Annotated in this window: 21 protein-coding genes; 9 read left to right on the top strand and 12 right to left on the bottom strand. The window is 71.9% G+C overall.

The annotated features are described in order from the left end of the window. The first annotated feature begins 102 nt into the window (after positions 1-102). Positions 103-1,017 (top strand): helix-turn-helix transcriptional regulator, encoded by a 915-nt coding sequence (locus AB0D49_RS03875; protein WP_362750175.1) that lies wholly within the window; start codon positions 103-105, stop codon positions 1,015-1,017. Positions 1,018-1,098: 81 nt separating this feature from the next. Here AB0D49_RS03875 and AB0D49_RS03870 read toward each other — a convergent pair whose 3' ends face one another. The 5 genes from AB0D49_RS03870 to AB0D49_RS03850 all read right to left on the bottom strand — a co-directional run bounded on the left by AB0D49_RS03870 (position 1,099) and on the right by AB0D49_RS03850 (position 9,232). Further along, positions 1,099-4,407: a S8 family serine peptidase gene (locus AB0D49_RS03870; RefSeq protein WP_362750172.1), complete on the bottom strand. Its 3,309-nt coding sequence runs from the start codon at positions 4,405-4,407 to the stop codon at positions 1,099-1,101. Positions 4,408-4,634: 227 nt separating this feature from the next. Continuing rightward, entirely contained in the window at positions 4,635-5,318 is a 684-nt protein-coding gene (locus AB0D49_RS03865) for an ABC transporter ATP-binding protein (RefSeq protein WP_362750169.1), read from the bottom strand. Positions 5,319-5,656: 338 nt separating this feature from the next. Next, the gene (locus tag AB0D49_RS03860) at positions 5,657-7,105 is read right to left on the bottom strand and encodes an ABC transporter permease (RefSeq protein ID WP_362750166.1); all 1,449 of its coding nucleotides are present in this window, start codon (positions 7,103-7,105) and stop codon (positions 5,657-5,659) included. A gap of 160 nt (positions 7,106-7,265) precedes the next feature. Continuing rightward, positions 7,266-8,522, bottom strand: a complete 1,257-nt coding sequence (locus tag AB0D49_RS03855) for an Ig-like domain-containing protein (RefSeq protein ID WP_362750163.1) — start codon at positions 8,520-8,522, stop codon at positions 7,266-7,268. Positions 8,523-8,815: 293 nt separating this feature from the next. Further along, a complete protein-coding gene (locus tag AB0D49_RS03850; RefSeq protein WP_362750160.1) occupies positions 8,816-9,232 on the bottom strand; it encodes a hypothetical protein in 417 nt (138 codons plus the stop codon). 109 nt (positions 9,233-9,341) lie between these two features. Here AB0D49_RS03850 and AB0D49_RS03845 point away from each other — a divergent pair, with 109 nt between their 5' ends. Both AB0D49_RS03845 and AB0D49_RS03840 read left to right on the top strand, forming a co-directional pair. Then, a complete protein-coding gene (locus AB0D49_RS03845) occupies positions 9,342-9,680 on the top strand; it encodes a hypothetical protein (RefSeq protein ID WP_362750157.1) in 339 nt (112 codons plus the stop codon). Between the two features lie 110 nt (positions 9,681-9,790). Continuing rightward, positions 9,791-10,609 carry a hypothetical protein gene (locus AB0D49_RS03840; RefSeq protein WP_362750154.1) on the top strand — a complete coding sequence of 273 codons (819 nt, stop codon included), beginning with the start codon at positions 9,791-9,793 and terminating at the stop codon, positions 10,607-10,609. A gap of 54 nt (positions 10,610-10,663) precedes the next feature. Here the strand turns inward: AB0D49_RS03840 and hutH are convergent, their stop codons facing one another. The 3 genes from hutH to AB0D49_RS03825 all read right to left on the bottom strand — a co-directional run bounded on the left by hutH (position 10,664) and on the right by AB0D49_RS03825 (position 14,534). Beyond that, positions 10,664-12,202 carry a histidine ammonia-lyase gene (gene hutH / locus AB0D49_RS03835; protein WP_362750761.1) on the bottom strand — a complete coding sequence of 513 codons (1,539 nt, stop codon included), beginning with the start codon at positions 12,200-12,202 and terminating at the stop codon, positions 10,664-10,666. 64 nt (positions 12,203-12,266) lie between these two features. Then, the gene (locus tag AB0D49_RS03830) at positions 12,267-13,430 is read right to left on the bottom strand and encodes a diguanylate cyclase (RefSeq protein WP_362750151.1); all 1,164 of its coding nucleotides are present in this window, start codon (positions 13,428-13,430) and stop codon (positions 12,267-12,269) included. 300 nt (positions 13,431-13,730) lie between these two features. Further along, a complete protein-coding gene (locus tag AB0D49_RS03825) occupies positions 13,731-14,534 on the bottom strand; it encodes an enoyl-CoA hydratase-related protein (RefSeq protein WP_362750148.1) in 804 nt (267 codons plus the stop codon). Positions 14,535-14,753: 219 nt separating this feature from the next. Between AB0D49_RS03825 and AB0D49_RS03820 the strand changes: the two genes are divergently transcribed. Beyond that, complete coding sequence (locus AB0D49_RS03820; RefSeq protein WP_362750145.1) at positions 14,754-15,341, top strand: hypothetical protein; 588 nt, start codon at positions 14,754-14,756, stop codon at positions 15,339-15,341. Positions 15,342-15,554: 213 nt separating this feature from the next. Here the strand turns inward: AB0D49_RS03820 and AB0D49_RS03815 are convergent, their stop codons facing one another. Together AB0D49_RS03815 and AB0D49_RS03810 are read right to left on the bottom strand one after the other, a co-directional pair. Then, a complete protein-coding gene (locus AB0D49_RS03815; protein ID WP_362750142.1) occupies positions 15,555-16,676 on the bottom strand; it encodes an adenylate/guanylate cyclase domain-containing protein in 1,122 nt (373 codons plus the stop codon). Positions 16,677-16,847: 171 nt separating this feature from the next. After that, entirely contained in the window at positions 16,848-17,708 is an 861-nt protein-coding gene (locus AB0D49_RS03810) for a biotin--[acetyl-CoA-carboxylase] ligase (RefSeq protein ID WP_362750139.1), read from the bottom strand. Between the two features lie 175 nt (positions 17,709-17,883). Between AB0D49_RS03810 and AB0D49_RS03805 the strand changes: the two genes are divergently transcribed. The 4 genes from AB0D49_RS03805 (at position 17,884) to AB0D49_RS03790 (ending at position 20,707) form a co-directional block, all read left to right on the top strand. Beyond that, complete coding sequence (locus AB0D49_RS03805) at positions 17,884-19,467, top strand: acyl-CoA carboxylase subunit beta (RefSeq protein ID WP_362750136.1); 1,584 nt, start codon at positions 17,884-17,886, stop codon at positions 19,465-19,467. 18 nt (positions 19,468-19,485) lie between these two features. Next, positions 19,486-19,695, top strand: coding sequence for an acyl-CoA carboxylase subunit epsilon (locus AB0D49_RS03800; protein WP_362750133.1), 210 nt, complete (start codon positions 19,486-19,488; stop codon positions 19,693-19,695). 236 nt (positions 19,696-19,931) lie between these two features. Next, complete coding sequence (locus tag AB0D49_RS03795; protein WP_362750131.1) at positions 19,932-20,060, top strand: hypothetical protein; 129 nt, start codon at positions 19,932-19,934, stop codon at positions 20,058-20,060. Between the two features lie 29 nt (positions 20,061-20,089). Then, positions 20,090-20,707 (top strand): nucleoside triphosphate pyrophosphatase, encoded by a 618-nt coding sequence (locus tag AB0D49_RS03790; RefSeq protein WP_362750129.1) that lies wholly within the window; start codon positions 20,090-20,092, stop codon positions 20,705-20,707. Here the strand turns inward: AB0D49_RS03790 and AB0D49_RS03785 are convergent. Then, the gene (locus AB0D49_RS03785; RefSeq protein WP_362750127.1) at positions 20,676-21,125 is read right to left on the bottom strand and encodes a hypothetical protein; all 450 of its coding nucleotides are present in this window, start codon (positions 21,123-21,125) and stop codon (positions 20,676-20,678) included. The two genes, AB0D49_RS03790 and AB0D49_RS03785, sit on opposite strands and share 32 nt — an antisense overlap. 376 nt (positions 21,126-21,501) lie before the next feature. Between AB0D49_RS03785 and AB0D49_RS03780 the strand changes: the two genes are divergently transcribed. Then, positions 21,502-23,274, top strand: coding sequence for a biotin carboxylase N-terminal domain-containing protein (locus tag AB0D49_RS03780; protein ID WP_362750124.1), 1,773 nt, complete (start codon positions 21,502-21,504; stop codon positions 23,272-23,274). 203 nt (positions 23,275-23,477) lie between these two features. Here AB0D49_RS03780 and AB0D49_RS03775 read toward each other — a convergent pair whose 3' ends face one another. Continuing rightward, positions 23,478-24,467: a DeoR/GlpR family DNA-binding transcription regulator gene (locus AB0D49_RS03775; protein ID WP_362750121.1), complete on the bottom strand. Its 990-nt coding sequence runs from the start codon at positions 24,465-24,467 to the stop codon at positions 23,478-23,480. Positions 24,468-24,477 lie beyond the last annotated feature (10 nt).

The raw sequence follows: 24,477 nt of genomic DNA, 5'->3' as shown, positions 1-24,477 counted from the left end.
CCCGGTCCGCCGATCCACCCAGGTCACCGCTTTGCGTACGTCCGCCGTGCCTACCACTGGCGGGGACAGGCTCCTGGACCTACGTCCGGCGATACTGGGGGGATGGACGCCATCGACCCCACGGCCGGACCGGACCCGGAGCGGCCCGCCTCCGCGGCGGGCCTGGACCGGCGGGCCGAGCTGAGCGAGTTCCTGCGCACCCGGCGGGCCCGGCTGAAGCCCGGTGACGTGGGGCTGCCCGACTTCGGACGGCACCGCAGGGTGCCCGGACTGCGCCGCGAGGAGCTGTCCCAGCTCGCCGGGGTGTCCGTGGCCTACTACACCCGGCTGGAACAGGGCAACGGCCGCAATGTCTCCGCGGAGGTGCTGGACGCCATCGCGCGGGCCCTGCGGCTGAGCGACGCCGAGCACGCGCATCTGACCCATCTGGCCAAGCCCAAGCACAAGAAGAAACCGGCCGACCGCGGCACCCAGCGGGTCCGGCCCGCGCTGCGCCAACTCCTCGACGTCCTGGACGGCATCCCGGCGTATGTCGTCGGCCGCCGCTCCGACATCCTGGCGTGGAACCCGATGGCGGCGGCGCTGTTCGGCGACTGGGGCGCGCTGCCGGAGCGGGAGCGCAACTGGGCCCGGCTGGTCTTCCTCCGCCCCGACTACCAGGATCCCTTCGTCGACTGGGAGCAGAAGGCCATCGACGTCGTCTGCCAGCTACGCATGGACGCGGGCTGCTACCCGGACGATCAGCGGCTGTCCGCGCTGGTCGGCGAGTTGTCGGTGAAGAGCGAGGACTTCCGCAGGCTGTGGGCGACCCATGACGTCAAGGAGAAGACCCATGGCGTCAAGCGGCTGTGCCATCCGCTGGTCGGCGAACTGGAGCTGCACTTCGAGTCCTTCCGCCCCGCGGCGGACGGCGAGCAGTCCCTGATCACCTACCACGCCGCCCCGGACTCCCCGTCCGCCGAGTCCCTGCGCCTGCTGGCGAGCTGGGGCGCGGACGCGACCCGGGCGGGCGTGTAGCCGCCCGCACAACGGACCGGCCCGCAGCCGGAAGGCGACTGCGGGCCGGTGGAAGACCGGAACTACCGAAGAACCGGACCCCTACTTGCCGTAGTAGGCGTTGTAGATCGAGATCGTCGACTTGTTGTTCTTCTTGTCGGTGATCTTCGCGTGGAAGGAGATCGCCTTACCCTTGGCCGGGCTCTTCACGGAGACCTTCCCGTTCCGGACGGTCAGCTTCTTCCAGGTCTGCCCGTAGTCGTACGAGGCGTACACGGCCAGCGACTTCAGGTTGCTGCCCCGGGCCGCGCCCTCGACCACCACCGGCACCGACAGCGTCGAGCCCGCGGTGACCTTGCTGTCCGCCCCGGTCGGCGCCTGGAAGCGGACCGTGGAGGCGGGCAGCGTGCTGAACCCGGAGGTCTTCTTCGACCGGAAGGTCCAGCTCGCGTCGATCCGGGTGGAGGCGGCGGCCACGGCGGTGGTGCGCTTCACCGAGGTCGTCAGCCGGTACTCGGCGTCGGCGGACGGCACCTTGAAGACGGCCTCACCGGTCAGCGGATCGGTGCTGGAGCCGACCTTGGTGCCGTTGCGGTACAGCGTGGTGGCCGACGAGGTCAGCAGCGAGAGGCCCGGGTTGCGCTGGGAGTCGGCGAACAGCGGGATGATCCCGCTGATCTCGTTGACGTCCCGGTACAGCCCGAAGCCCTTGGTCAGGGTCGGTCCGAAGACGGCCCGGTGGACGGTCTTGGAGTAGCTCTTGCCGCCCTTGAAGACCTCACCGGCGGAGACGCTGTAGACCGCCTCGGTGGTGGGCCAGCCGTCCGGGTCCCGGGGACCGTTCTGCGCGAAGTCGATGTCCCAGGTGGCCCCGTTCACGGTGGACAGGTACAGCGTGCGGGTGCCGGGCAGCTTCTGGTCGATGGAGATCGCGGTGCCGCCCGAACCGCCGGGCAGCCAGCCGAAGGCGGTGACGTTGCCGGTCTTGCCGGGCGTCGGCGCGCCCATGCTCACCTTGACGGTGGCCAGCTCGGTGGCCTTGTAGTTCTTGGTGAACCCGGTGGCCAGCTGCTTGACGCCGGAGCCGGTGGTGGTGGACCACTGCTTGTCCGTGCCCTTGGACCAGTGCGCGTCCCACTGCTGGCTCAGCGAGCCGTCGGTGATCTGCGGACCGAGGTGCGCGCTGCGGAACCCGGCGTAGGAGTCCAGCCACCAGCCGAAGGTGAACCCGGAGTTGCCCGCCTCGATGGTGTACGACGGGGCGGCGAACTCGGACTTGGCGGTGGCGTCCGGCACGGTGATGTTCACCGGCTTGGCCTTACGGGCGTCGACGGTGACCGTGGTGTTCTTGGTGATGCTCAGCTTCGGCTGGGCCACCCAGTCGGAACCCTTGGAGAAGTCCTCGGGGTCGACGAACAGCGCGGAGTCCAGCGCGTAGGTGCCCTTGGGCACCCGGAGCGTGACGGTGCCGTCCGGCTCGTACACCGGCAGCCACTTGCCCGCGCCGAGACCGGCGGTCCCGATGAGGGTGGTGCCGTAGTCCTTGGCCGCGTTCCCGGCCCGGTCCAGGTGCTTGACGGTGAGGTCGTACGACTCCACCTCGCGCTGCACGGCGGCGGCCGTACGGACGCTCTGCCCGCCGCCGGTGGCGGTGACGAACGCCGAGTAGGTGCCGTCGGTGGTGCCGCCGAGCTTGGTGTTGGCGGTCAGCGGCACGGAGGCGGTGCCCCCGCCCGGGACCGTGACCTGGGTGGCGCCGAGGGTGAAGAACCCGGCGGGAGCCGCCTGGCCCCTGGGGTTCATGGCGGTCGCGGTCAGGTTGAGCGTGACGGCCTGGGTGCCCAGGTTGCGGTACTGGATCTGCTTGGTGACCGGGGTGTCGTCGGTGTGCGGCCACTGCGCGGTGCCGAAGCTGACCGAGACCGGGTCGGCGACGATCGTCTGCTTGATGGCCTTGTCCACCTGGAGGCGGCCCGAGCCCTGCTGGAAGGCGGTGTAGTTGCCGCCCTTGGTGGAGCCGGTCAGGGCGCCCTTGATCTGCGCGGACGTCCAGTTCGGGTGCTGCTGCTTGAGGATCGCGGCGGCACCGGCGACATGCGGGGTCGCCATCGACGTACCGCTGATCGACACATAGCCGGGCGGGTTCTCGCCGAACTCGGCGGCGATGGCGCTGCCCTTGGCCGAGGCGGCGGTGATGTCCACGCCGGGCGCGGTCAGGTCCGGCTTGATGGCCCCGTCACCGACGCGCGGGCCGGTGCTGGAGAAGTTGGCCAGCTTGTCGGCGCCGTCCACGGCGCCCACGGTGAGGGCCGCGTCGGCGCTGCCCGGCGAACCGATGCTCTCGGGGCCCTCGTTGCCCGCCGCGATGGCGAACAGGATGCCCTTCTCGGCGGACAGCTTGTTGACCGCCGCCTCCAGCGGGTCGATCTCGGGCGTGTCACCGCCGCCGAGGCTGAGGTTCACGACCCCGGCGCCCTGCTCGGCCGCCCACTCCATACCGGCGAGGATGCCGGAGTCGTCGCCGAAGCCGCTGTCGTCGAGGACCTTGCCGTTGAGGATCTGCGCGCCGGGCGCGACCCCCTTCATCCTGCCGCCGGACTTGGCACCGGTACCGGCCGCGGTGGACGCGACATGCGTGCCGTGGCCGTTCTTGTCGGTGGCGTCGGGCGCGGCGCTGAAGTTCTTCGACGCGACGACCTGGTTCTTCAGATCGTCGTGGGTGGCGTCCACACCGGTGTCGAGGACGGCGATCTTGACGCCCTTGCCGTCGTAGCCCGCGGCCCACGCCTTGGGGGCGCCGACCTGCGGCACGGACTTGTCGAGGGCGGCCTTGCGGACGCCGTCCAGCCAGACATGGGCGATGCCGGAGGCGGCGCTGCCGCCGTCGGTGACCGCGGCCCACAGATCGGCCGGGTCGTTCTTCGGGGTCTGCACGGCGTCCGCGTTCAGGGACTTCAGGGTGCGCCGCAGGGTGCCCGCGTCACGGACGTCCGACTTGGCCGCGGCGGCGGTGCCCCGGTAGCCGACGATGACCTTGAGGCCGTTCTTCTGGGCCTTGCGGGTGGCCGACTTGGTCAGCTCGGTGACATCGAACAGCCGCTGGTCCAGCTTGCCGGTGGCGACCAGGCGGGCCGCGTCGGCGGGGATCACCAGGGTGTGCCCGTCGCTCTGCCGGACCTGGACGGGTATCCGCTCCCGGCCCTTGGCGGGCTCCAGGCCGACGACCCGGCCCTTGGCGTCGAGGCTCACCCGGTCACCGGTGATCAGGGTGATGTGCTGCTGCCCGGCCGGCGAGGGAACCGCGGCGCCGTCCGCGCCCGCTTCGGTCTTCGCGGATGCCGGGCTGGTCAGGCCCGCCGCGAGGACCACGGCCGCGGCTGCGGCGACGGTGGCCGCGCCCGCACTCTTCACTTGTCTGCGCAAAACTCCCCCTGGAGACGAGGTACCGGGTGCCCGTGGGTGTTCACCCGGCCGGGGGCGGTCTCGTACATGTGCGCGTACACCCCCCGGACGTCGCAGTATGCCGGGGGGTGATCACGCACCTCAATAGGGGCCTCTGTCACGAGTTCGCTATAAGTCTCCTGTGGGGCACATGTGTTGCGGCGATGTGTCGTGCCGTCCCGTCCCGGGAGGGCCGGTCAGGTGTGGCGGTTCTCGGCGACGGTGATCCTGCCCTTGCGCAGGGTCGCGACCCGGGGGGCCTTGCGGGCGATCGCGGAGTCATGGGTGACCATGACGAAGGTCAGCCCGTGCTCCTTCCACAGGGTCTCCAGTACGTCCATGATCTCGTCGCGCATCGACTCGTCGAGGTTGCCGGTGGGTTCGTCGGCCAGCAGCACCTTGGGGCGTTTGACCAGGGCGCGGGCGATGGCGACGCGCTGCTGCTGGCCGCCGGACATCTCGCCGGGGAGATGTCCGAGGCGTTCACCGAGTCCGACCGAGTCCAGTGCCTCGGCGGCGCGTTCGGCGCGGTCCTTGGCCTTGACGCCGAGCGGGACGAGCGCGGTCTCGACGTTCTCCTGGGCGTTGAGGGTGGGGATGAGGTTGAAGCTCTGGAAGACGAAGCCGATGCTTTCGCTGCGGACGCGGGTGAGGCGGGCCTCGGGGAGGCGGGCGAGGTCGGTGCCGTCGAGGACGACCTCGCCGGAGGTGGGGCGGTCCAGGCCGCCGAGCATCTGGAGGAGGGTGGACTTGCCGCCGCCGGTGGGGCCCTGGATGACGAGACGGTCCCCGTCGGGGATGGTGAGGTCGACTTCGGCGAGGGCGTCTATGGATTGCTTGCCGCGCTGGTATGTCTTGGTGACGGCGCGTAGTTCGTACATGTGGGTGGCTCCTGGGTGGTTCGGGTGCGGGTTCGGGGGGCTGGTCGCGCAGTTCCTCCCCCAGAGGGGGGACCCCCAGCGCCCCTGAAAAGCAGGGCGTTGCTGTCCGCCTGAGTGAGATTCCTGAGCAGGCTCCTGTGCCGTGCGCGGTTCCCCGCGCCCCTGAAACGTTGCTGCTCGGCCGCGTGAGAATCCTGGGCAGGCTCCTGTGCTGTGCGCGGTTCCCCGCGCCCCTGAAAACGTTGCTGCTCGCCTGCGTGAGAATCCTGCGCAAGCTCCTGTGCCGTGCGCGGTTCCCCGCGCCCCTGGACAGCTCGGCCCCCGCTGCCAAGGGGGGGCTACTCCACGCGGCGCAACGCGTCTGCTGGGCGGAGGCGGGAGGCTCGCCAGCCGCCGAACGCGCCCGCGATCAGGCCGCCCGTCACCGCGAGGCCCACCGCCAGCAGGATCGTCGTCACGGACACCGGCGCGGTCAGGGCGACATCGAGCGTGCGGGACGCGGACGGGCCGCCGGTCATCATCATCCGGCCGCCCCCGCCGGGCCCCGCGGCCTCCGTGCCGCCGCCCAGCTCCGCCTGGAGGGTCGGCGACACCGCGGTCACCGCGTACGCGCCCGCCAGTCCGACCGCGATGCCCAGCGCCCCGCCGACCAGCCCGTTGACCACGGCCTCGCCGACCACCTGCCGGGTCACCCGCCCGGACTTCCAGCCGAGCGCCTTCAGCGTGCCGAACTCCCGCACCCGCCGTGACACCGCCGACGACGTCAGCAGCCCCGCCACCAGGAACGCGGCGATCAGTACGGCGATGGACAGCCAGGTGCCGACCTTGGTCGCCAGGTCCGCCGCCGTGGACAGCGACCCGGACACGGTGTCGGCGAGATCCGCGGAGGTCGTCACCGTCGTCCCCGCGATGTTCTTCTGGATCTGCGACTTCACGGCGTCGATCTGCTGGGAGTCGGCCGCCTGGACATAGATCGTGGTGATCTTGTCGGCGGAGTCGCTGAGCGTCTGCGCCTGCTTCAGCGGGAGGTAGAGATCGGCGGTGGAGTCGCCGCTGTCGGCGGTGGCGATACCGACGACGTCGTACTTCACCTCCTTGATGGTGACCTCGGAGCCGACCTTGAGGTCGTTCTCCTGGGCGTAGGCGGAGTCGGCGACGGCCACCTTGGCATCGGTGTCGCCGGACGCGAAGCCACGGCCGCTGGTGATCTTCGAGGTGGTCAGCGGGCCCAGCCCGAGCTGCCCGACGTCCGTGCCGTAGACGGAGTAGCTGTTGACGTCGAACTCGGCGCCGCCGCCCTCGACCCGGCCCCCGCCGCCTCCGCCGCCCTCACCGGGAGCCGTCGGCGCGGCGCCCTCCTGCGGCTGGACCTCGCCCCGGGTGAACTCCCCGTTGACCTTCATGACCTGGAGGCTCAGCCCGCCGACCGCGCCGGAGACCCCCTTCTGCCGGCCGACCTTGTCGACGGTGGACGCGGCGAGGGTCTGGAAGCCCTGCACCATGACCCGGTCGCTGCTCTGCTCCCCGGCTCCTTCCTCGCCCGCGTCGAACTGGAAGCGCGGCCGTTCGGCGTCCTCCCCGGTGGGCTGTTCGACGGCCTTGGTGACCGTCATGTCGGTGCCGAGCCCGTAGAGGGATTCGAGCACCTTGTCCTGGGCCTTGCCCATGCCGGACGACACGGAGCTGACCACGATGACCAGCGCGATTCCCAGCGCCAGTCCGGAGGCGACGACAAGGGCCGCCTTCCTGCGGCGGCGCAGTTCGCGCCTCAGATAGGTGAAGAACATGCGCCGCAAAGTAGGGAGGCAGCGTGATGGCGGAATAAGGCCGGGATAAGAGGACCATGAGAAGCGCGTACAGCACGGGCAAAAGAGTGCCGCCCCCCGTCGGACGGGGGGCGGCACTCGGAGCCGTACGGAGGACGGCCGGGGCGGTGGTGATCCGGCGTCAGACCGCCGAACCCGCCTTCCACTGGGTCCAGTCCATGTTCCAGCCGTTCAGGCCGTTGTCCGGGGCGATGGTCTTGTCGCCGGTGTTCTGGACGACCACGACGTCACCGACGATCGAGTTGTCGAAGAACCAGGCGCCCGGGGTGCCGGAGTCGTTGGCGCCCTTGGTGTCGGAGAGGCCGACACAGCCGTGGCTGGTGTTGACGCTGCCGAAGATGGACTTGGCGCCCCAGTAGTTGCCGTGGATGAAGGTGCCGGAGGTCGACAGGCGCATGGCGTGCGGGACGTCCTTGATGTCGTACTCGCCCTTGCCGTCGTCGTCGGTGAAGCCGACCGTGGCGCCGTTCATCCGGGTCTCCTTGAACTTCTCGGAGATCACCATCTGGCCTTCGTAGGTCTTGTTCTCGGGGGCGCCCGCGGAGATCGGGATGGTCTTGACGACCTTGCCGTCCTGCATGACCTTCATCTGCTTGGTGTTGGCGTCGACGATCGAGACCTGGTTGCGGCCGATGGTGAAGGAGACCGTCTTCTGCTGGACGCCGTAGACCCCGTCGGCGCCCTCGACACCGTCGAGCGCCAGCTTCAGGGTGACGGTGGAGTTCTCCTGCCAGTACTCGTCGGGGCGGCAGTCCATGCGGTTGGCGTTGAACCAGTGGCAGACGACCTCCTGGCCGCTGCTGGTGCTGACCGTGATGCCCTGCTGGACCTCGGCCTTGTTGGTGATCGCCTTGTCGAAATTGATCGAGACCGGCATACCCACCCCGACCGTGGAACCGTCCTCCGGGGTGAAGGTGCCGATGAAGCTGTTGTCCGGGGAGACCGTGGTGAAGGAGGCGTTCTCGTGGGCCGCGCGGCCGTCCGCGTCCGTGGCGGTGACCTGGACCTTGTAGGTGGTGGAGCGCTCCAGCTGACCGGTGGGCTTCCAGCTCGTCTTGTCCGCGGATATCTCGCCCTCGACCGCCGCCCCGTCGGCGGTGGTCATGGTGACCTCGGTGAGCGTGCCCTTGCTGACCGTGACCGCGGCGGAGTTGTTGATGGAGGCGTTGGCCGAGCCGTCCTTCGGCGTGATCTTGATCTGGGCCTCGGAGGTCTTCTGCGCCGCCGCCTCGTCGACCTTGGCCTGCGCGCTGGCCCCGCCCCCGTCACCGGAGGAGGCTCCGTCGTCCCCGCCGCCGGAACACGCAGAGAGCACCAGCACACCGCCGAGCAGAGCGGACGCGACCGCGAGGCCCCTGCGCCGCTTGCTGTTCGTCATCACACGCTTCTCCATCACTGCCGAATCCCCGGTACCGCGAAGTACCCCGAGAGTCCCCGTCCACAACCATCAACGCTACGACCGGATCATCCCGTTCCCCATGCCTGGGCGGTGTGGGGCGCACCACGTCCGCGCGCGCGTGCGCGACAGGGGTGACGCAAGTCGGTCCGTGCGCAGGGTGAGACGACGAAACCCCGGACGGCGGTTCCCGTCCGGGGCACTGGAACCCGCGGCCTTTTACCCGGACTTTGCCGGGGACTCAGGGGCGGGGTCGGGAGGGGGGTCGGGGGCGGCTACTGAGGGACCGCCCGGAGCGAGGCCACACCGCCCGCGGCTCCGTCCACGGCTCCCTCACCGCCGGAGCCGTACAGCCGGTACCCCTCGTCGTCGTCGGCGTCCTCGTCGTCGGCGTCGGCGTCCCACTCCGGCGAGTCCGGGTCGTAGTCGATCTGCTCGCTGCTCCAGGACGCCTGGTGCAGCTCGACCCCGGGCACCTCGCCGACGAGGTCGAAGGGGTCCACGAGGTACGCCAGCGCCTCCGCTGTGTCCTCGCTCACAGCGGCCTCCGCGTGCGACCGCTCCGCGGGCGGCAGGTCCGCGTCGCCCGCGACCCTGGCCAGCGCGGCTCCGGTCACCGCGGCGGCATCCTCCACCTCCAGGACGAGGTCCACCCGAAGCCGTACAAATCGTGATGTCTCTGGTGTGCTCATGGTCGGAGCGTACGGCCAGCGGCTCCCGTGACTTTCCCGTGACCCGCGCCTTTCACTAACATCGCCCCACACGGCCAATTCGCCAGCATCACAAGGGGATCGATATTCCGTGTCATCCGCCCGCCGTCCGCTGCTGACCGCCACCGCCGCGGGAGCCCTGCTGGGGGCCCTCTGGTTCGTCCCCTCCGCGAACGCGACGGACGACGAGCCCCTCAGGGGCGGCACTCCCGCGACCACCCCGACCACCCAGGCCAGGATCGCCACGATCACCTCCGACCCGACCGCCACCACCGGCACCGACCCGGCCGGGGGCGGCATCGAGCTGGCCGACACCGGCAGCTTCGACAGCACCCCGTATGTCGTCGGGGGCACGCTGTTTCTGACGGTGGGGGCGGGATTCGTGGTGTATTCGGTCCGGCGCGACCGGCTGTATTCGCCGCGGATCTGACGTTCTGGACCTGTAGGGGACCTGTCTTGGACCGGTATGGGAACTGGGCTCGACGCGGATCTGGCGTATTGGATTTGACGTTCCTTTGACCCGTTCTTCATAGTCCGCTCATGAACAGAACATCGAGGGCGCGGCTGAGCGCCACGCTCGCCGCGGGCGCGCTGTCGCTGGCCCTCATCACCGGCTGCTCGGACTCCGACGGGGGATCCACGGACGCCGAGGGGGCGAAGGAGAACGGTTCCTCCAGCTCGTCCGAGTCCTCTGGGTCCTCTGGGTCCTCCGGCTCCTCGGGCAAGGCGCTGAGCGCGGCGGAGCTGGAGAAGCTGCTGCTGACGACGGGCGAGGTCAAGGGCTACTCCGCCGATACGGGTGAGGAGACCGCGCTCGCCGCCAAGTCCGACGCGAAGATCAGCAAGGCCGAGTGCGAGCCGCTGATGTGGGCCACCGCCGCGCTCCCGCCGGGCGACACGGACGCGGGCGCGGGCAATGTGCTCACCGAGGAGCAGCAGTCGCCCGACCCGGCGGCGACGGAGCTGACCGAGGACAGCATCGAGTCCGCCTTCGACATGGCGATGACCTTCGTGGGCCTTTCGTCCTACGAGGGCGACGGCGCCGGGCAGGCCATGAAGTCCCTCTCCGACGGGGTGAAGGCGTGCGCCGGGGGCTTCACCATGACGGCCGAGGGCGAGACCACGAAGTTCACCGAGGTCGCCGCCACCGAGGGCGCCGACCTGGGTGACGAGTCGCTGGCGTTCACCATGGGCGTGGACATGGACGGCGAGGGCACCGCGACCTTCGAGACGGAGGTCGTCCGCAAGGGGAACACGATCGCCACGTTCTACACCGTGAACCTGGCGTCGCTGGGCACCGGGGATCTGGGCGAGGTCCCGGCCGCGGTCCTCGAGGCGCAGGTCGCCAAGCTGAAGTAGAAGACACACGTGTGGAAAGGGCCCTCCCCCGCCGGAGGGCCCTTTCCGTTGCCGTCAGTGGAGCGGGCCGGTGACCGTCTGCGCCGCCGCGACCAGCGCGCCGTCCCGGACGAACGTGTCCGCCGCGGCGAGGTCGGGGGCGAGGAAGCGGTCCGGGCCGGGGCCGCCGACGCCCGCCGCGCGGGCCGCGTCGATGATCGCGCGGGTCGCCGGGGCCGGGGTGAGGCCGGTGCGGAGTTCGACGGCGCGGGTGGCGGCGTACAGCTCGACGGCGAGGACCCGGGTCAGATTGTCGACGGCGGTGCGCAGCTTGCGGGCGGCTGACCAGCCCATGGAGACATGGTCCTCCTGCATCGCGGAGGACGGGACGGAGTCCGCCGAGGCGGGTACGGCCAGCCGCTTCAACTCGCTGACCAGGGCGGCCTGGGTGTACTGGGCGATCATCAGCCCGGAGTCGACACCGGGGTCGTCGGCGAGGAACGGCGGCAGCCCATGGCTGCGGTTCTTGTCGAGCAGCCGGTCGGTGCGGCGCTCGGCGATGGAGGCGAGGTCGGCGACGGCGATGGCGAGGAAGTCCAGGACATAGCCGACCGGGGCGCCATGGAAGTTGCCGTTGGACTCGACCCTGCCGTCCCTCAGAACCACCGGGTTGTCCACGGCGGCGGCCAGTTCGCGCTCCGCGACCAGCCGGGCGTGCGCGAGGGTGTCCCGGCCCGCCCCGGCGACCTGCGGGGCACAGCGCACCGAGTACGCGTCCTGGACACGGGGGGCGTCGTCCTGGTGATGGCCGGTGAGTCCGGACCCCTTCAGCACGGCGAGCATGTTGGCGGCGCTGGCCGCCTGCCCGGGGTGCGGGCGGATGGCGTGCAGTTCGGGGGCGAGCACCTTGTCGGTGCCGAGCAGCGCCTCCAGGGAGAGCGCGGCGGTGATGTCGGCGGCGGTGTAGAGGGCGTCGAGGTCGGCGAGCGCCATCAGCAACATGCCGAGCATTCCGTCGGTGCCGTTGAGGAGGGCGAGGCCCTCCTTCTCGCGGAGTTCGACGGGGGCGATCCCGTGCGCGGCGAGCAGTTCGGCGGCGGGGCGTACGGTGCCGTCGGGGCCCTCCGCCTCGCCCTCCCCCATCAGGGTGAGCGCGCAGTGGGACAGCGGGGCGAGGTCGCCGGAGCAGCCCAGGGAGCCGTATTCATGCACGACCGGGGTGATGCGGGCGTTGAGCAGATCGGCCATGGTCCGCGCCACCTCGGGGCGGACCCCGGTGTGGCCCGAGCAGACGGTCTTCAGCCGCAGGAACATCAGCGCCCGGACGACCTCCCGCTCCACCTTCGGGCCCATCCCGGCGGCGTGCGAGCGGACGATGTTGCGCTGGAGCCGGGTGCGCAGGTCCTGGCCGATGTGCCGGGTGGCCAGCGCGCCGAAGCCGGTGGAGACCCCGTAGACCGGTTCGGGCTTGGCGGCCAGCGCTTCGACGACCGTCCGGGCCGCCGTGAGGGCGTCGACCGCCTCGTCGGAGAGCGCCACCCGGGCGCCGCCGCGCGCCACGGCGAGCACGTCGGACGCGGTCGTACCCGACGTCCCCACCACCACAGTGTGCATATCCATATTCAGGAGCGTACGCAGTGAATTCGAAGATGTCACCAGTGGCGACCGGGTTCGCCCCTTACCGGTCCGCGGCGGTGTCCTGACGGCCCCGGAAGCGCCGGCGCTCACCGGCGGGCCGCTCGGAGGGCGCGTCGGCGAGCCGTACGACGGGGTCGTCCGGGCCCTCGCGTCCGGCGACCACCGGCCGGTCGGCGCGGACCGCCTTGGCCCGGTACTGGGCGGCGTCCGCGAGCCGGAAGAGCCGGCGGGCGGAACGGACCGGGCCGATGGCGTCCTCGGTGGACGCCACCCCGCAGGCCACGCCCTCGCCCAGTTCCAGTCCGGCGGCGCGGCGGCACAGTTCCTCGGCGACCCGCACCACGTCGTCGGCCGGGGGGCCGACCGCCAGCAGACAGAACTCGTCGCCGCCGAGCCGGGCGGCGAGCGCGCCGGGGAGCATCGCGCCGCACAGCGAGAGCACCGTCCCGAAGCGCTCCAGGAGCCGGTCGCCGACGGCGTGCCCCTGGGTGTCGTTGACCTTCTTGAGCCCGTTGAGGTCGCAGACGACCAGGCTGACGACGGTGTCCTCGCGGCGATGGCGCTCGATCGCCTCGTCGAGCCGGGTGTCGACACAGCGGCGGTTGGCGAGACCGGTGAGCGAGTCGGTGAACGCCAGCCTGCGGGCCTCCTCCAGCCGCTCGGTCTGGGCGAGCCCCGCGGCCACGACGGAGGCGAGGACGGTGGCGAACTCGGCGTCCGCGCGGTCGAACACGGGGGCGCCGACCGGGCGGGCGACATACAGCTCGCCCCACGCCCGGCCGTGCAGGACGACGGGGGCGACGACACAGCAGCCGCGACCCCGGCGGCGCAGGGCGGCGACCCGCTGATGGAGATAGCCGGGGCGGCCGGCGGCGGGACCGTCGGCGGTCTCCACCCAGGCGTTGGGACCGCCGCCGCCCGCCCAGCGCTCATGCAGGAACTCGGTGATCTCCGGGAACTGGTGGACGGGGTACGCCTCGTAGTCCGGGAACTCCTCCTCGTCCGCCGCGAGGTCGTCTCCGACGTTGACCAGGACGCGGAGGCGGCCGAGTTCGCGCTCCCACAGGGACAGGGCGGCGAAGCCGCCGCCGAGGGCCCGGCGGGCGCCGGTCGCCGCGGCGTGCCAGGTCTGTCGCGGGGTGGTGGCCGCGGCCATGGCCTGTGCCAGGGCGACCACGGCGGCCAGCCGGATGTCCTCTGCCATTCGTCCAGATTAGGGAGGGTATGGGTTGTTGTGCATGGCCGGGTGCGGCCCGGTGGGGGCTGATCGCGCAGTTCCCCGCGCCCCTAAAAACCAGGGGATCGCCCTCGCCCTTCGCTTCCAGGGGCGCGGGGAACTGCGCGAATCAGCCCCACCGGCCCGCACCCGTCACTCCCCGGGCCACACCGGACGCCGCTTCTTTTAGGGGCGCTGGGGGTCCCCCCTCTGGGGGAGGAACTGCGCGACCAGCCCCCACCAACCCGCACCCGGCACCACACCGGCACCGCCCCCGGCACTCCCCCGTCACTCCCCCGGCCACACCGCCCGCCGTTTCTCCACGAACGCCGCCACCCCCTCCGCCCGGTCCCCGGACACCGCCACCGTCCGCCACGCCGCGTCCTCCACCTCAAGCCCGGACCGCAGGTCCAACCCGTACCCCACCCGAAGCGCCCGCTTCGCCGCCCGCACCCCCACAGGAGAGTTCGCGGCGATCCGGGCGGCCAGCCCCATCGCCTCCTCCCGGTCCCGCCCGTTCTCCACCAGCACATCCACCAGCCCCAGCTCCCGCGCCTCCGCCGCCTCGACCCGCCGCCCCGTGAAGATCAGCTCCGCCGCCCGCGCCGCCCCCACCCGGCGGGGCAGCAACTGCGTCCCCCCGCCGCCCGGGATCACCCCGACCGTCACCTCCGGCAGCCCCACCACCGCCGTCCCGTCGGCCACGATCACATCGCAGGACAGCGCCAGCTCGAACCCGCCGCCCAGCGCGAACCCGTGCACCGCCGCCACCGTCGGCATCGGCAGCTCCAGCACCCCGGTGTACGCGGACCGGGACACCGGGCGCCGCCGTACCAGCTCGGCGTCGCTCAGCCCGTTGCGCTCCTTCAGATCCGCCCCCACGCAGAACGCCCGCTCGCTGGTCGAGGTCAGCACCACCACCCGCACGTCCCGGTCCGCGCCGAGCGCCGCGCAGGCCCGCGCCAGCGACCCGCCCAGCTCGGTCGACACCGCGTTCATCGCGCGCGGCCGGTCGAGCACCAGCTCAGCGACCTGCCCGTCCCCGGGCCGCCGTACCGCCACGTGCTCCCCGAACCGCTCCTCGCCGCCCATGACACCCTCCGGTTAACGCGGGTTAACACCAACGCCGCCGATCATCGCAGCCGGGGCCACACCGGGGAAAGACCCGCCCAAAACCCGCGCGGCAGCGCCCCGCACCCCGTTCGGGTGACATCCCGGCCGACTCCCGTCCCTTCACCCACACGAGCGCATAGCGTGCCCACCGCCACGCCGTACCGGGGGGTCGCGCGGCGCACACCGGGGAGGGGACCCATGACGGAGACGGACACATCCGGCGGTCGGACGGCCGACGGCGCGGCCGGGGGGCTGCGGCTCTGGCCCCTGTACCCGACCGGACGGCACCGCCGCCCGCGTCCGCGCGGGCTCGTGCCGACCGTCGCCGGGCTGGTCCTCGCGGTCGGCGCCCTGAGCCTCGTACCGCCCGAGGGCGGGACCGGTCCCGGCGCGCCGCGTACCGTGCAGGCCGGTCCCGGGACCGCGGCCCCGGACGCGCCGCACGCCTGGCCCGGTCCCGACCCGTCCGTCACCCGCTCCGCCCGCGCCACCCGGGCCACCGCCGCCTCCCCGGAGACCGCCCCGCCGACCGGCGGCAAGGTCACCGAGAGCGGCCCGGCCTCACCGCGCGCCGCGGACCCCGGCGGCACGCCCGGCACCGCACCGGCTCCCGGCACGCCCCAGCCCTCCACCCCGCCCGCGCCCCGCCCGTCCCCCACGGCGACCCCGCCCCGTACCCCACCCGCGCCACCGCCACCGTCCACCACACCCCCGGCCGAGGAGGACGACGACCCGGGGCTGTGCGTCCCGCTGCTGAACCTGTGCCTGGGCGGCCTCCTGGGCTGACGTGCCGGCCGCCCGGACCACCCCGACAGCGGCCGGCCGCCCCCGCCGACCGACCGGAGCGGGGCGCGCCGAGCGCGGCCACCGAGCCAGGAGGGCGCTCCGACACCCGGCGCCCGACCGCCCTCACCGACCGGCGAGAGCAGGGCCCGGCGCGCGCGGCCACCCGGTCGGGAGGACGTCGGGCACCACCGCCGGAGGCGCTCCGGCGCCGTCCTACGGCCGGTCGCCGTCCCGGCGGGTCAGGAGCCACGGTTCCACCACGCCGAGGCCGCGCACCGGGCGCTGCCACATCGGCTGGAGCGCGAAGCGGTATGCCGGGGGCGGCTCGCCCTCCTTCTCCGCGGCGGCGGCCCGTTCGGCGGCCTCGGACTCCGAGGCGGGGGCCTCGCCGGTGCGGATCAGCTCCTCGGCGAAGGCGCTGTCGACCAGGACGGCGTCCCGGGGCGCTATCGAGGTCAGCCGGGAGGCGAGGTTCACGGTGGTGCCGAAGACATCGCCCATCCGGGTCGTCACCGTGCCGAAGGCGATGCCGACCCGCAGTTCCGGCATGGTCTCGTCGCCGGACATGGTCTCGATCAGCCGCAGCGCGATCTCGGCGGCCACCGCGGAGTCGTCGGCGGCGTACAGGACCTCGTCGCCGAGGGTCTTGATCAGCCGTCCGCCGTGCGCGGCGACCAGGTCGGCGGCGGTGGTCTCGAACGCCTCGACCAGCTCGCCGAGTTCCTCCTCCTCCAGCCGGCGGGTGAGGCGGGTGAAGCCCACCAGGTCGGCGAAGCCGACGGCGAGCCTGCGGTCGACCATCTCCTGGTCGTCGGCGGCCTGCACCACCCGGCCGGTCGCGGCGGCGAGCTGGCGCCGCCAGACATAGACGAGGAACTCCTCCAGCTCCGGCAGCAGCAGCTCCATCAGCGGATAGGTGACCTCGGTACGGGTCATGCCGGGCTCCGGCGGCTCGGTCAGGCCCTCCAGGAAGGAGTCGATCTGCCATTCGGCCAGCCGGGCGCTGGTCTGCCCGGTGGACCGCGCCACCTGCACCGCCATCGCCTCGCTGAGCAGCCCCGCCTCCACCAGACCGGCCAGCCGCCGCAGCGCGAGGACGTCGGCCTCGGTGAGCGCCTTGGCCTGGCCGATGTCGGCGAAGCCCATGGCACGCCAGAAGCGCGAGGCCAGTTCCATGGAGACCCCGGCGCTGCGGGCCGCCTGGAAGGGGGTGTAGCGCCGCTCGGCGCCCAGGATGAGCTGCTCCAGCCGGAGCGCCAGGGGGTCGTCCCCCGGTTCGGTGCCGTCGGGCGCTGGGTTACGACCCATGCCGGAGCCGGTGTCGTCGACGGTCACGCCTGCTGCCCTTCCGATCTGCCGCGGTCAGGATCGACCGGCCACAACTTTACGGTAGCTGTGGGCCAGGTCACTCCGTTCTCGGACGTGCCGCCATGGTGGGGCACGGCGGGGCCGCGGCGGACGCCCTCGCCGCTCCCGGTGTCCGTACCGGCAGCCGGACCTGCCCGTTCACACCGGCCTCAGATGGACCACGTCCCCCGCCCCGACCGGCTCCTGCACGCCCTCGGCGGTGGCGATCACCAGCCGTCCGTCGCCGTCCAGGGCCACCGCCTCCCCGGTGATCGACCGGTCGCCCGGCAGTTCCGCCCGGACGGTCCGGCCGAGGGTGGCGCAGCCCGCCGCGTAGGTCTCCTGGAGGCCGCTGGCCACCGGGTCGCCACCGGCCGCGAGCCAGCGCCGGTACCACTCCTCCAGGGACCGCAGCACCGCTCTGAGCAGGGGGTCGCGGTCGGTGACGGCGGCCCCGGCGAGGGCCAGGGAGGCGGCGGTGGGGACGGGGAGTTCGTCCGCGCGCAGGCTGACGTTGATCCCGGCGCCGATGACCACCGCGCGGTCCCCGGCGCGCTCCAGCAGGATGCCGCCCGCCTTGCGCTCCTGGCCGTCCACGGTCACCAGGAGGTCATTGGGCCACTTGAGTGCCGTGTCGACCCCGGCGGTGCGGGACAGGGCGGTGGCGACGGCCACGCCGGTCAGCAGCGGGAGCCAGCCCCAGCGGGCGACGGGGACACCGGCGGGCTCCAGCAGCACGGACAGGAACAGGCCCGAGCGGGGCGGCGCGGTCCACCGCCGGTCGAGCCGCCCGCGCGCGGCGGTCTGCTCCTCGGCGATCAGTACGGTGCCGTCCGCCGCCTTGCCGCCCACGGACCGCGCGACGAGGTCGGAGTTGGTGGAGCCGGTGCGCTGCACGACCTCCAGCTCGCGCCAGAGCCCGCCGTCCCGCAGCAGGGCCCGGCGCAGGGCGGTGGCGTTCAGGGGCGGCCGGTCCAGATCGGCCCAGCGGCCGGCGGGGTCTTCGTCTCGCGGCGTCATACGACCAACCCTAGGGTCGGCGGGGCGTACGGTTCGCGCCGGACGACCGCTGCCGGGTGTGATCCGCAAGGCACGCCGGGTGTGGGAAACGCCGCACTGCCGAACGCGGGGCCCCGCACTACTCTACGGATGAGTAACCGTCCCCCCTTTTGAGCAGGCAGGGAGCCGCATCCCGATGTCCGAGCCGGAAGAGATCGACACGCACACGACCGCGGGGAAGCTCGCGGATCTCCAGCGCCGCGTCCAGGAGGCGACGCACGCCGGTTCGGAACGCGCGGTCGAGAAGCAGCACGCCAAGGGAAAACTGACGGCGCGTGAGCGGATCGGGCTGCTGCTGGACGAGGGGTCGTTCGTCGAGCTGGACGAGTTCGCCCGGCACCGCTCGACCAACTTCGGCCTGGAGCACAACCGCCCGTACGGGGACGGCGTGGTGACCGGTTACGGCACGGTCGACGGACGGCCGGTGGCCGTCTTCTCCCAGGACTTCACGGTCTTCGGCGGGGCGCTCGGCGAGGTCTACGGCCAGAAGATCGTCAAGGTGATGGACTTCGCGCTGAAGACCGGCTGCCCGGTCATCGGCATCAACGACTCCGGGGGCGCCCGTATCCAGGAGGGCGTGGCCTCACTCGGCGCGTACGGCGAGATCTTCCGCCGCAACACCCATGCCTCCGGGGTGATCCCGCAGATCAGCCTGGTCGTCGGCCCGTGCGCGGGCGGCGCGGTGTACTCCCCGGCGATCACCGACTTCACGGTGATGGTGGACCAGACCTCGCACATGTTCATCACCGGCCCCGACGTCATCAAGACGGTGACGGGCGAGGACGTCGGCTTCGAGGAGCTGGGCGGCGCCCGCACCCACAACACCGCGTCCGGGGTGGCCCACCACATGGCGGGCGACGAGAAGGACGCCATCGAGTACGTCAAGCAGCTGCTGTCGTACCTGCCGTCCAACAACCTCTCCGAGCCGCCCGCGTTCCCGGAGGAGGCGGACCTCACCCGCACCGACGAGGACGCCGAGCTGGACACGATCGTCCCGGACAGCGCCAACCAGCCGTACGACATGCACACCGTCATCGAGCATGTCCTCGACGACGCCGAGTTCTTCGAGACGCAGGCGCTGTTCGCGCCGAACATCCTCACCGGCTACGGCCGGGTCGAGGGGCGCCCGGTCGGGATCGTGGCCAACCAGCCGATGCAGTTCGCGGGCTGTCTGGACATCACGGCCAGCGAGAAGGCGGCCCGCTTCGTCCGCACCTGCGACGCCTTCAACGTGCCCGTGCTGACCTTCGTGGACGTCCCCGGCTTCCTGCCCGGCGTGGACCAGGAGCACGACGGCATCATCCGCCGCGGCGCCAAGCTGATCTACGCCTACGCGGAGGCGACGGTCCCGCTGATCACGGTCATCACCCGCAAGGCGTTCGGCGGCGCCTACGACGTCATGGGCTCCAAGCACCTGGGCGCCGACCTCAACCTGGCCTGGCCGACCGCCCAGATCGCGGTCATGGGCGCCCAGGGCGCGGTCAACATCCTGCACCGCCGCACGATCGCCGAGTCCGACGACCCGGAAGCGTCCCGCGCCCGTCTGATGCGGGAGTACGAGGACACCCTCCTCAACCCGTACATCGCGGCCGAGCGCGGCTACATCGACGCGGTGATCATGCCGTCGGACACCCGCGGCCAGGTGGTCCGCGGTCTGCGTCAGCTCCGTACGAAGCGGGCATCCCTGCCTCCGAAGAAGCACGGCAACATCCCCCTCTAGCCCCAGGAGCCCGCAGTGATGTCCATCAAGGTCATAAGAGGCAACCCCACCCCGGAGGAACTGGCAGCGACCCTGGCGGTGGTCCGAGCCCGAGCCCTGGCAGCCGACTCCCAGCCCCCCGGCCCCCTCACCCCCCGCGACTCCTGGTCAGACCCGTCCCGCCTGGCAGCCACCAGGGTCCCCCACCCAGGCCCCACGGCATGGCCCCGCACCTATTGGCCGAGCTAGCAGCCACCCCCGTCTTTTAGGGGCGCGGGGAACTGCGCGAATCAGCCCCACCGCCCCGCACACGACAACGCACCGGCCCCCCCCCCAGGGGCGCGGGGAACTGCGCGACCAGCCACAACGAACCCGCACCCGCCATCCGACCGAAAGCCCCCCCCACAGCAGGCGCAAAAGCGGGGGGCACCGACTTGAGTACGCATACTCAGGCCCCCCAACCCCCCAAGCCCCACGCTAGTGGCATGCTCTGGTCCGACCCCGAGAACAAACCCCCCAAGGAACTCCGCGAAACCCAGGAGATGCTCCGGCGCCTCAGCGTTCTCATGGCCCTGGCGATGGTCGTCGCGATGATCGTGATCGGCCTCGCCTGACCCCACCCGACACCCCGTAATCTGACCGCATGACCGACCACCCCCGCCGTCTGATCCTCGCCTCCCAGTCCCCCGCCCGGCTGAATCTGCTCCGCCAGGCCGGCCTGACCCCGGAGGTCATCGTCAGCGGCGTCGACGAGGACGCCGTCACCGCGCCCACCCCCGCCGAACTGGCACTCGCCCTCGCCGAGGCGAAGGCGTCCGTGGTGGCCGCCCGCCCCGACGCGAGGAACGCGCTCGTGATCGGCTGCGACTCGGTGCTGGACCTCGACGGCCAGGCACTCGGCAAGCCCGCCGACGCCGAGGAGGCCACCGCCCGCTGGAAGGCGATGCGGGGCCGCGCCGGGACCCTCCAGACCGGCCACTGCGTCTACGACACGGCCACCGGCCGCTACGCCTCCGCCACCGCCTCCACCGTGGTCCGCTTCGGCGAGCCCACGGACGCGGAGATCGCCGCGTACGTGGCCTCGGGCGAGCCGCTGCACGTCGCCGGGGCGTTCACCCTGGACGGCCGCTCCGCGCCGTTCATCGCGGGCATCGACGGCGACCACGGCAATGTGATCGGCATCAGCCTGCCCCTGCTCCGCCGTCTGCTGGCCGAACTCGGGGTCGGGATCACGGAGTTGTGGGCGCAGCCGGAGAGCTGACCGGGGCATTCCCGGGCTCCCGCCGCCGCGGCCCGTCGTAGGTCGTCAGCAGGAGCACGATCAGCGCGAACACCAGGACCATGAAGAGGAAGGCGGGCCAGCCGACCAGGCCCCAGGTGACCGCGCCCAGCAGGGCGTGCACCACGGCCGCGCTGATCAGCAGGGCCCGGCCGGGGCGGGCCGGGGCCCGGTCGCGCAGCGCGACCCGCAGCGCGGTCAGCCCGCACAGGACGTAGTAAAGGCCGAAGACGATCCCGCCGGTCTTCGACGACACGGACATCAGCTGCGGGTCGAGCCCGGCCAGGGACATGTCCTGGCGGTCGACCACCATCCCGAGGAACCAGTTGAGCGCGGCGACACCGAGCGCCTCGCCGAACAGCACCACCGCCACGACCCACGCCACCGGCCTGCGTATCACCGGTCCCCACCCTCTTTCCGAGCGTCGTTCGACCACGACCCGGGTTACCCCAAGTACGTTCGAGACAGCCCGCAGGCTACTAACGGGTAAATCCCGGGACAAGGGTTCTACGGAGGGCAAAGAATCATTGGGCCATTAGTAGGGACTCAACAAAGAAACCGAGTGGCCCGCAGCACCTGGTGACAGAGACCTTGGCCACAGAGGAGGGCTAGGGTTTTACGGAGGGTCCCGGCGTACCACGGTGCGACAAGGGCTTTCGCGGGTGGAGCGAGCCTCGCATCACGCTCCGTGTGGGCAAGCTCACCATTGGGGACGGGTCGAAGTGTCGTGTCGGCTGTCCCTAAACTCGGCTTGTTTCAAGGAGGGAGCCTCAATCGTGCGCAAGGTGCTCATCGCCAACCGTGGCGAAATCGCTGTCCGCGTGGCGCGAGCCTGCCGGGACGCAGGGATCGCGAGCGTGGCCGTCTACGCGGAGCCGGACCGGGACGCGCTCCATGTCCGCGCCGCCGATGAGGCGTTCGCCCTGGGTGGTGACACCCCGGCCACCAGCTATCTCGACATCCAGAAGGTGCTGGCCGCCGCCCGCGAGTCCGGCGCCGACGCCATCCATCCCGGCTACGGCTTCCTCTCGGAGAACGCCGAGTTCGCGCAGGCCGTGCTGGACGCCGGGCTGACCTGGATCGGCCCGCCGCCGCACGCCATCCGCGACCTCGGCGACAAGGTGGCCGCCCGGCACATCGCCCAGCGCGCCGGCGCCCCGCTGGTCGCCGGTACGCCGGACCCGGTGTCCGGATCGGACGAGGTCGTGGCGTTCGCCGAGGAGCACGGGCTGCCGATCGCGATCAAGGCCGCCTTCGGCGGTGGCGGTCGCGGTCTGAAGGTCGCCCGGACGCTGGAGGAGGTCCCGGAGCTGTACGAGTCGGCGGTCCGCGAGGCGGTCGCCGCGTTCGGCCGGGGCGAGTGCTTCGTGGAGCGCTACCTCGACAAGCCCCGGCATGTGGAGACCCAGTGTCTGGCCGACACCCACGGCAATGTCGTGGTCGTCTCCACCCGTGACTGCTCGCTCCAGCGCCGCCACCAGAAGCTGGTCGAGGAGGCCCCGGCGCCGTTCCTCTCGGAGGCCCAGGTCGCCCAGCTGTACTCGGCGTCGAAGGCGATCCTGAAGGAGGCCGGGTACGTCGGCGCCGGGACCGTGGAGTTCCTGGTCGGCAACGACGGCACCATCTCCTTCCTGGAGGTCAACACCCGGCTCCAGGTCGAGCACCCGGTCACCGAGGAGGTCGCCGGGATCGACCTGGTCCGTGAGATGTTCCGGATCGCCGACGGCGAGGCGCTGGGCTACGGGGACCCGGAGCTGCGCGGCCATTCCTTCGAGTTCCGGATCAACGGCGAGGACCCCGGCCGGGGCTTCCTGCCCGCGCCCGGCACGGTGACCCGGTTCGACGCGCCGACCGGCCCCGGCGTCCGGCTGGACGCGGGCGTGGAGTCCGGGTCGGTGATCGGTCCGGCCTGGGACTCCCTGCTGGCCAAGCTGATCGTCACCGGCGCCACCCGGGAGCAGGCCCTCCAGCGGGCCGCCCGCGCGCTCGCCGAGTTCCAGGTCGAGGGCATGGCCACGGCCATCCCGTTCCACCGCAAGGTGGTCACCGACCCGGCGTTCGCCCCCGAGCTGACCGGCTCCGCCGACCCGTTCACGGTCCACACCCGGTGGATCGAGACCGGGTTCGTCAATGACATCGCGCCCTTCACGGCTCCGGCCGACACCGACAGTGACGAGGACACCAGCCGCGAGACGGTGGTGGTCGAGGTCGGCGGCAAGCGCCTCGAGGTCTCCCTCCCGGCGTCGCTGGGCATGTCCCTGGCCCGTACGGGGCTGGCGGCGGGCGCCAAGCCGAAGCGGCGGGCGGCCCGCAAGTCCGGGCCCGTGGCCTCCGGCGACACCCTCACCTCCCCGATGCAGGGCACCATCGTGAAGGTGGCCGTCGAGGAGGGCCAGGAGGTCAAGGAGGGCGACCTGGTCGTCGTCCTGGAGGCGATGAAGATGGAGCAGCCGCTGAACGCCCACAAGTCCGGCACCATCAAGGGCCTGTCGGCGGAGGTCGGCGGATCGCTGACGTCCGGCGCGACGATCTGCGAGATCAAGGACTGAGCAGGCACCGAGCGGGTGCTGCACAGGCACTGAAAGGCGCTGAAAGGCGCTGAGAAGGCACTGAAAAGGTGCCGAACGGATACTGAGATTGACCGAGAATGACCGGAAGGGGTCGGCCAGCAGGCCGACCCCTTCCGTTGTCCCCGGGCGGATCTGCCGCGCGGGTCCGCTCCCGTGCTACCGGCGCGTGCTACCGGCGCGTGCTACCGGCGCCGCAGATCCGCGACGCGGGCCCGTTCCGGGCCCGGGGGCTGCTCGCCCAGCACCGCGGCGGCGCCGCGCAGGGCGGAGGTGGAGCCGGGGACGCCCCTGCGGGGGCCCGGGAGGGGGACGTCACGCATGTCCCGGCGGGCCGGGCGGGTCGGTGTGGCGTCACCCCCCGTGCTTCCCGGCGGGCCGCCCGAGGCGCCCGGGGTACCCGCCACGGCGATCTGGACGCCCTGGTCGGCGAGGGCCTGCAACTCGGTGGCCGCCCGGTCGTCATGGGCCGGGGGCTCGTCGGTGACCAGCCGGGTGATCACATCGGTGGGAACGGTCTGGAACATGGTGTCGGTGCCGAGCTTGGTGTGGTCGGCGAGGACCACGACCTCGGCGGCGGCCTGCACCAGCGCCCGGTCGACGGAGGCGGAGAGCATGTTGGACGTGGACAGCCCGCGTTCGGCGGTGAGCCCGCTGCCGGAGAGGAAGGCACGGGAGACCCGCAGACCCTGGAGGGACTGTTCGGCGCCGGAGCCGACGAGGGCGTAGTTGGAGCCGCGGAGCGTACCGCCGGTCATGACGACCTCGACCCGGTTGGCGTGCGCGAGGGCCTGGGCGACCAGCAGTGAGTTGGTGACGACGGTGAGTCCGGGGACCCGGGCGAGCCGGCGGGCCAGCTCCTGGGTGGTGGTCCCGGCGCCGACGACGATCGCCTCGCCTTCTTCGACGAAGCTCGCGGCGAGATCGGCGATGGCCGTCTTCTCCGCGGTCGCGAGATGTGATTTCTGCGGAAAGCCGGATTCCCGCGTGAATCCGCCCGGCAGTACCGCACCGCCGTGACGGCGGTCGAGGAGTCCTTCTGCCTCCAGTGCGCGCACGTCCCGCCGTACGGTCACTTCGGAGGTCTGGACGACGCGGGCCAGCTCACGGAGCGATACCGCTCCGTTTGCTCGCACCATTTCGAGGATCAATTGGCGACGTTCTGCTGCGAACACGAAACTGACA

The sequence above is a fragment of the Streptomyces sp. NPDC048290 genome, assembly GCF_040652095.1.
Classification (GTDB): domain Bacteria; phylum Actinomycetota; class Actinomycetes; order Streptomycetales; family Streptomycetaceae; genus Streptomyces.
The sequence above is the reverse complement of the archived record's forward strand: the minus strand, read 5'-3'. Positions and strand labels throughout refer to the sequence as shown.

Coding starts and splice junctions, on each gene's coding strand:
- AB0D49_RS03855 (WP_362750163.1), bottom strand. CDS start 8,522: ATGACGAACAGCAAGCGGCGCAGGGGCCTCGCGGTCGCGTCCGCTCTG.
- AB0D49_RS03800 (WP_362750133.1), top strand. CDS start 19,486: ATGTCCATCAAGGTCATAAGAGGCAACCCCACCCCGGAGGAACTGGCA.
- AB0D49_RS03795 (WP_362750131.1), top strand. CDS start 19,932: ATGCTCTGGTCCGACCCCGAGAACAAACCCCCCAAGGAACTCCGCGAA.
- AB0D49_RS03805 (WP_362750136.1), top strand. CDS start 17,884: ATGTCCGAGCCGGAAGAGATCGACACGCACACGACCGCGGGGAAGCTC.
- AB0D49_RS03865 (WP_362750169.1), bottom strand. CDS start 5,318: ATGTACGAACTACGCGCCGTCACCAAGACATACCAGCGCGGCAAGCAA.
- AB0D49_RS03875 (WP_362750175.1), top strand. CDS start 103: ATGGACGCCATCGACCCCACGGCCGGACCGGACCCGGAGCGGCCCGCC.
- AB0D49_RS03840 (WP_362750154.1), top strand. CDS start 9,791: ATGAACAGAACATCGAGGGCGCGGCTGAGCGCCACGCTCGCCGCGGGC.
- AB0D49_RS03860 (WP_362750166.1), bottom strand. CDS start 7,105: ATGTTCTTCACCTATCTGAGGCGCGAACTGCGCCGCCGCAGGAAGGCG.
- AB0D49_RS03790 (WP_362750129.1), top strand. CDS start 20,090: ATGACCGACCACCCCCGCCGTCTGATCCTCGCCTCCCAGTCCCCCGCC.
- AB0D49_RS03850 (WP_362750160.1), bottom strand. CDS start 9,232: ATGAGCACACCAGAGACATCACGATTTGTACGGCTTCGGGTGGACCTC.
- AB0D49_RS03830 (WP_362750151.1), bottom strand. CDS start 13,430: ATGGCAGAGGACATCCGGCTGGCCGCCGTGGTCGCCCTGGCACAGGCC.
- hutH (WP_362750761.1), bottom strand. CDS start 12,202: ATGCACACTGTGGTGGTGGGGACGTCGGGTACGACCGCGTCCGACGTG.
- AB0D49_RS03825 (WP_362750148.1), bottom strand. CDS start 14,534: ATGGGCGGCGAGGAGCGGTTCGGGGAGCACGTGGCGGTACGGCGGCCC.
- AB0D49_RS03810 (WP_362750139.1), bottom strand. CDS start 17,708: ATGACGCCGCGAGACGAAGACCCCGCCGGCCGCTGGGCCGATCTGGAC.
- AB0D49_RS03820 (WP_362750145.1), top strand. CDS start 14,754: ATGACGGAGACGGACACATCCGGCGGTCGGACGGCCGACGGCGCGGCC.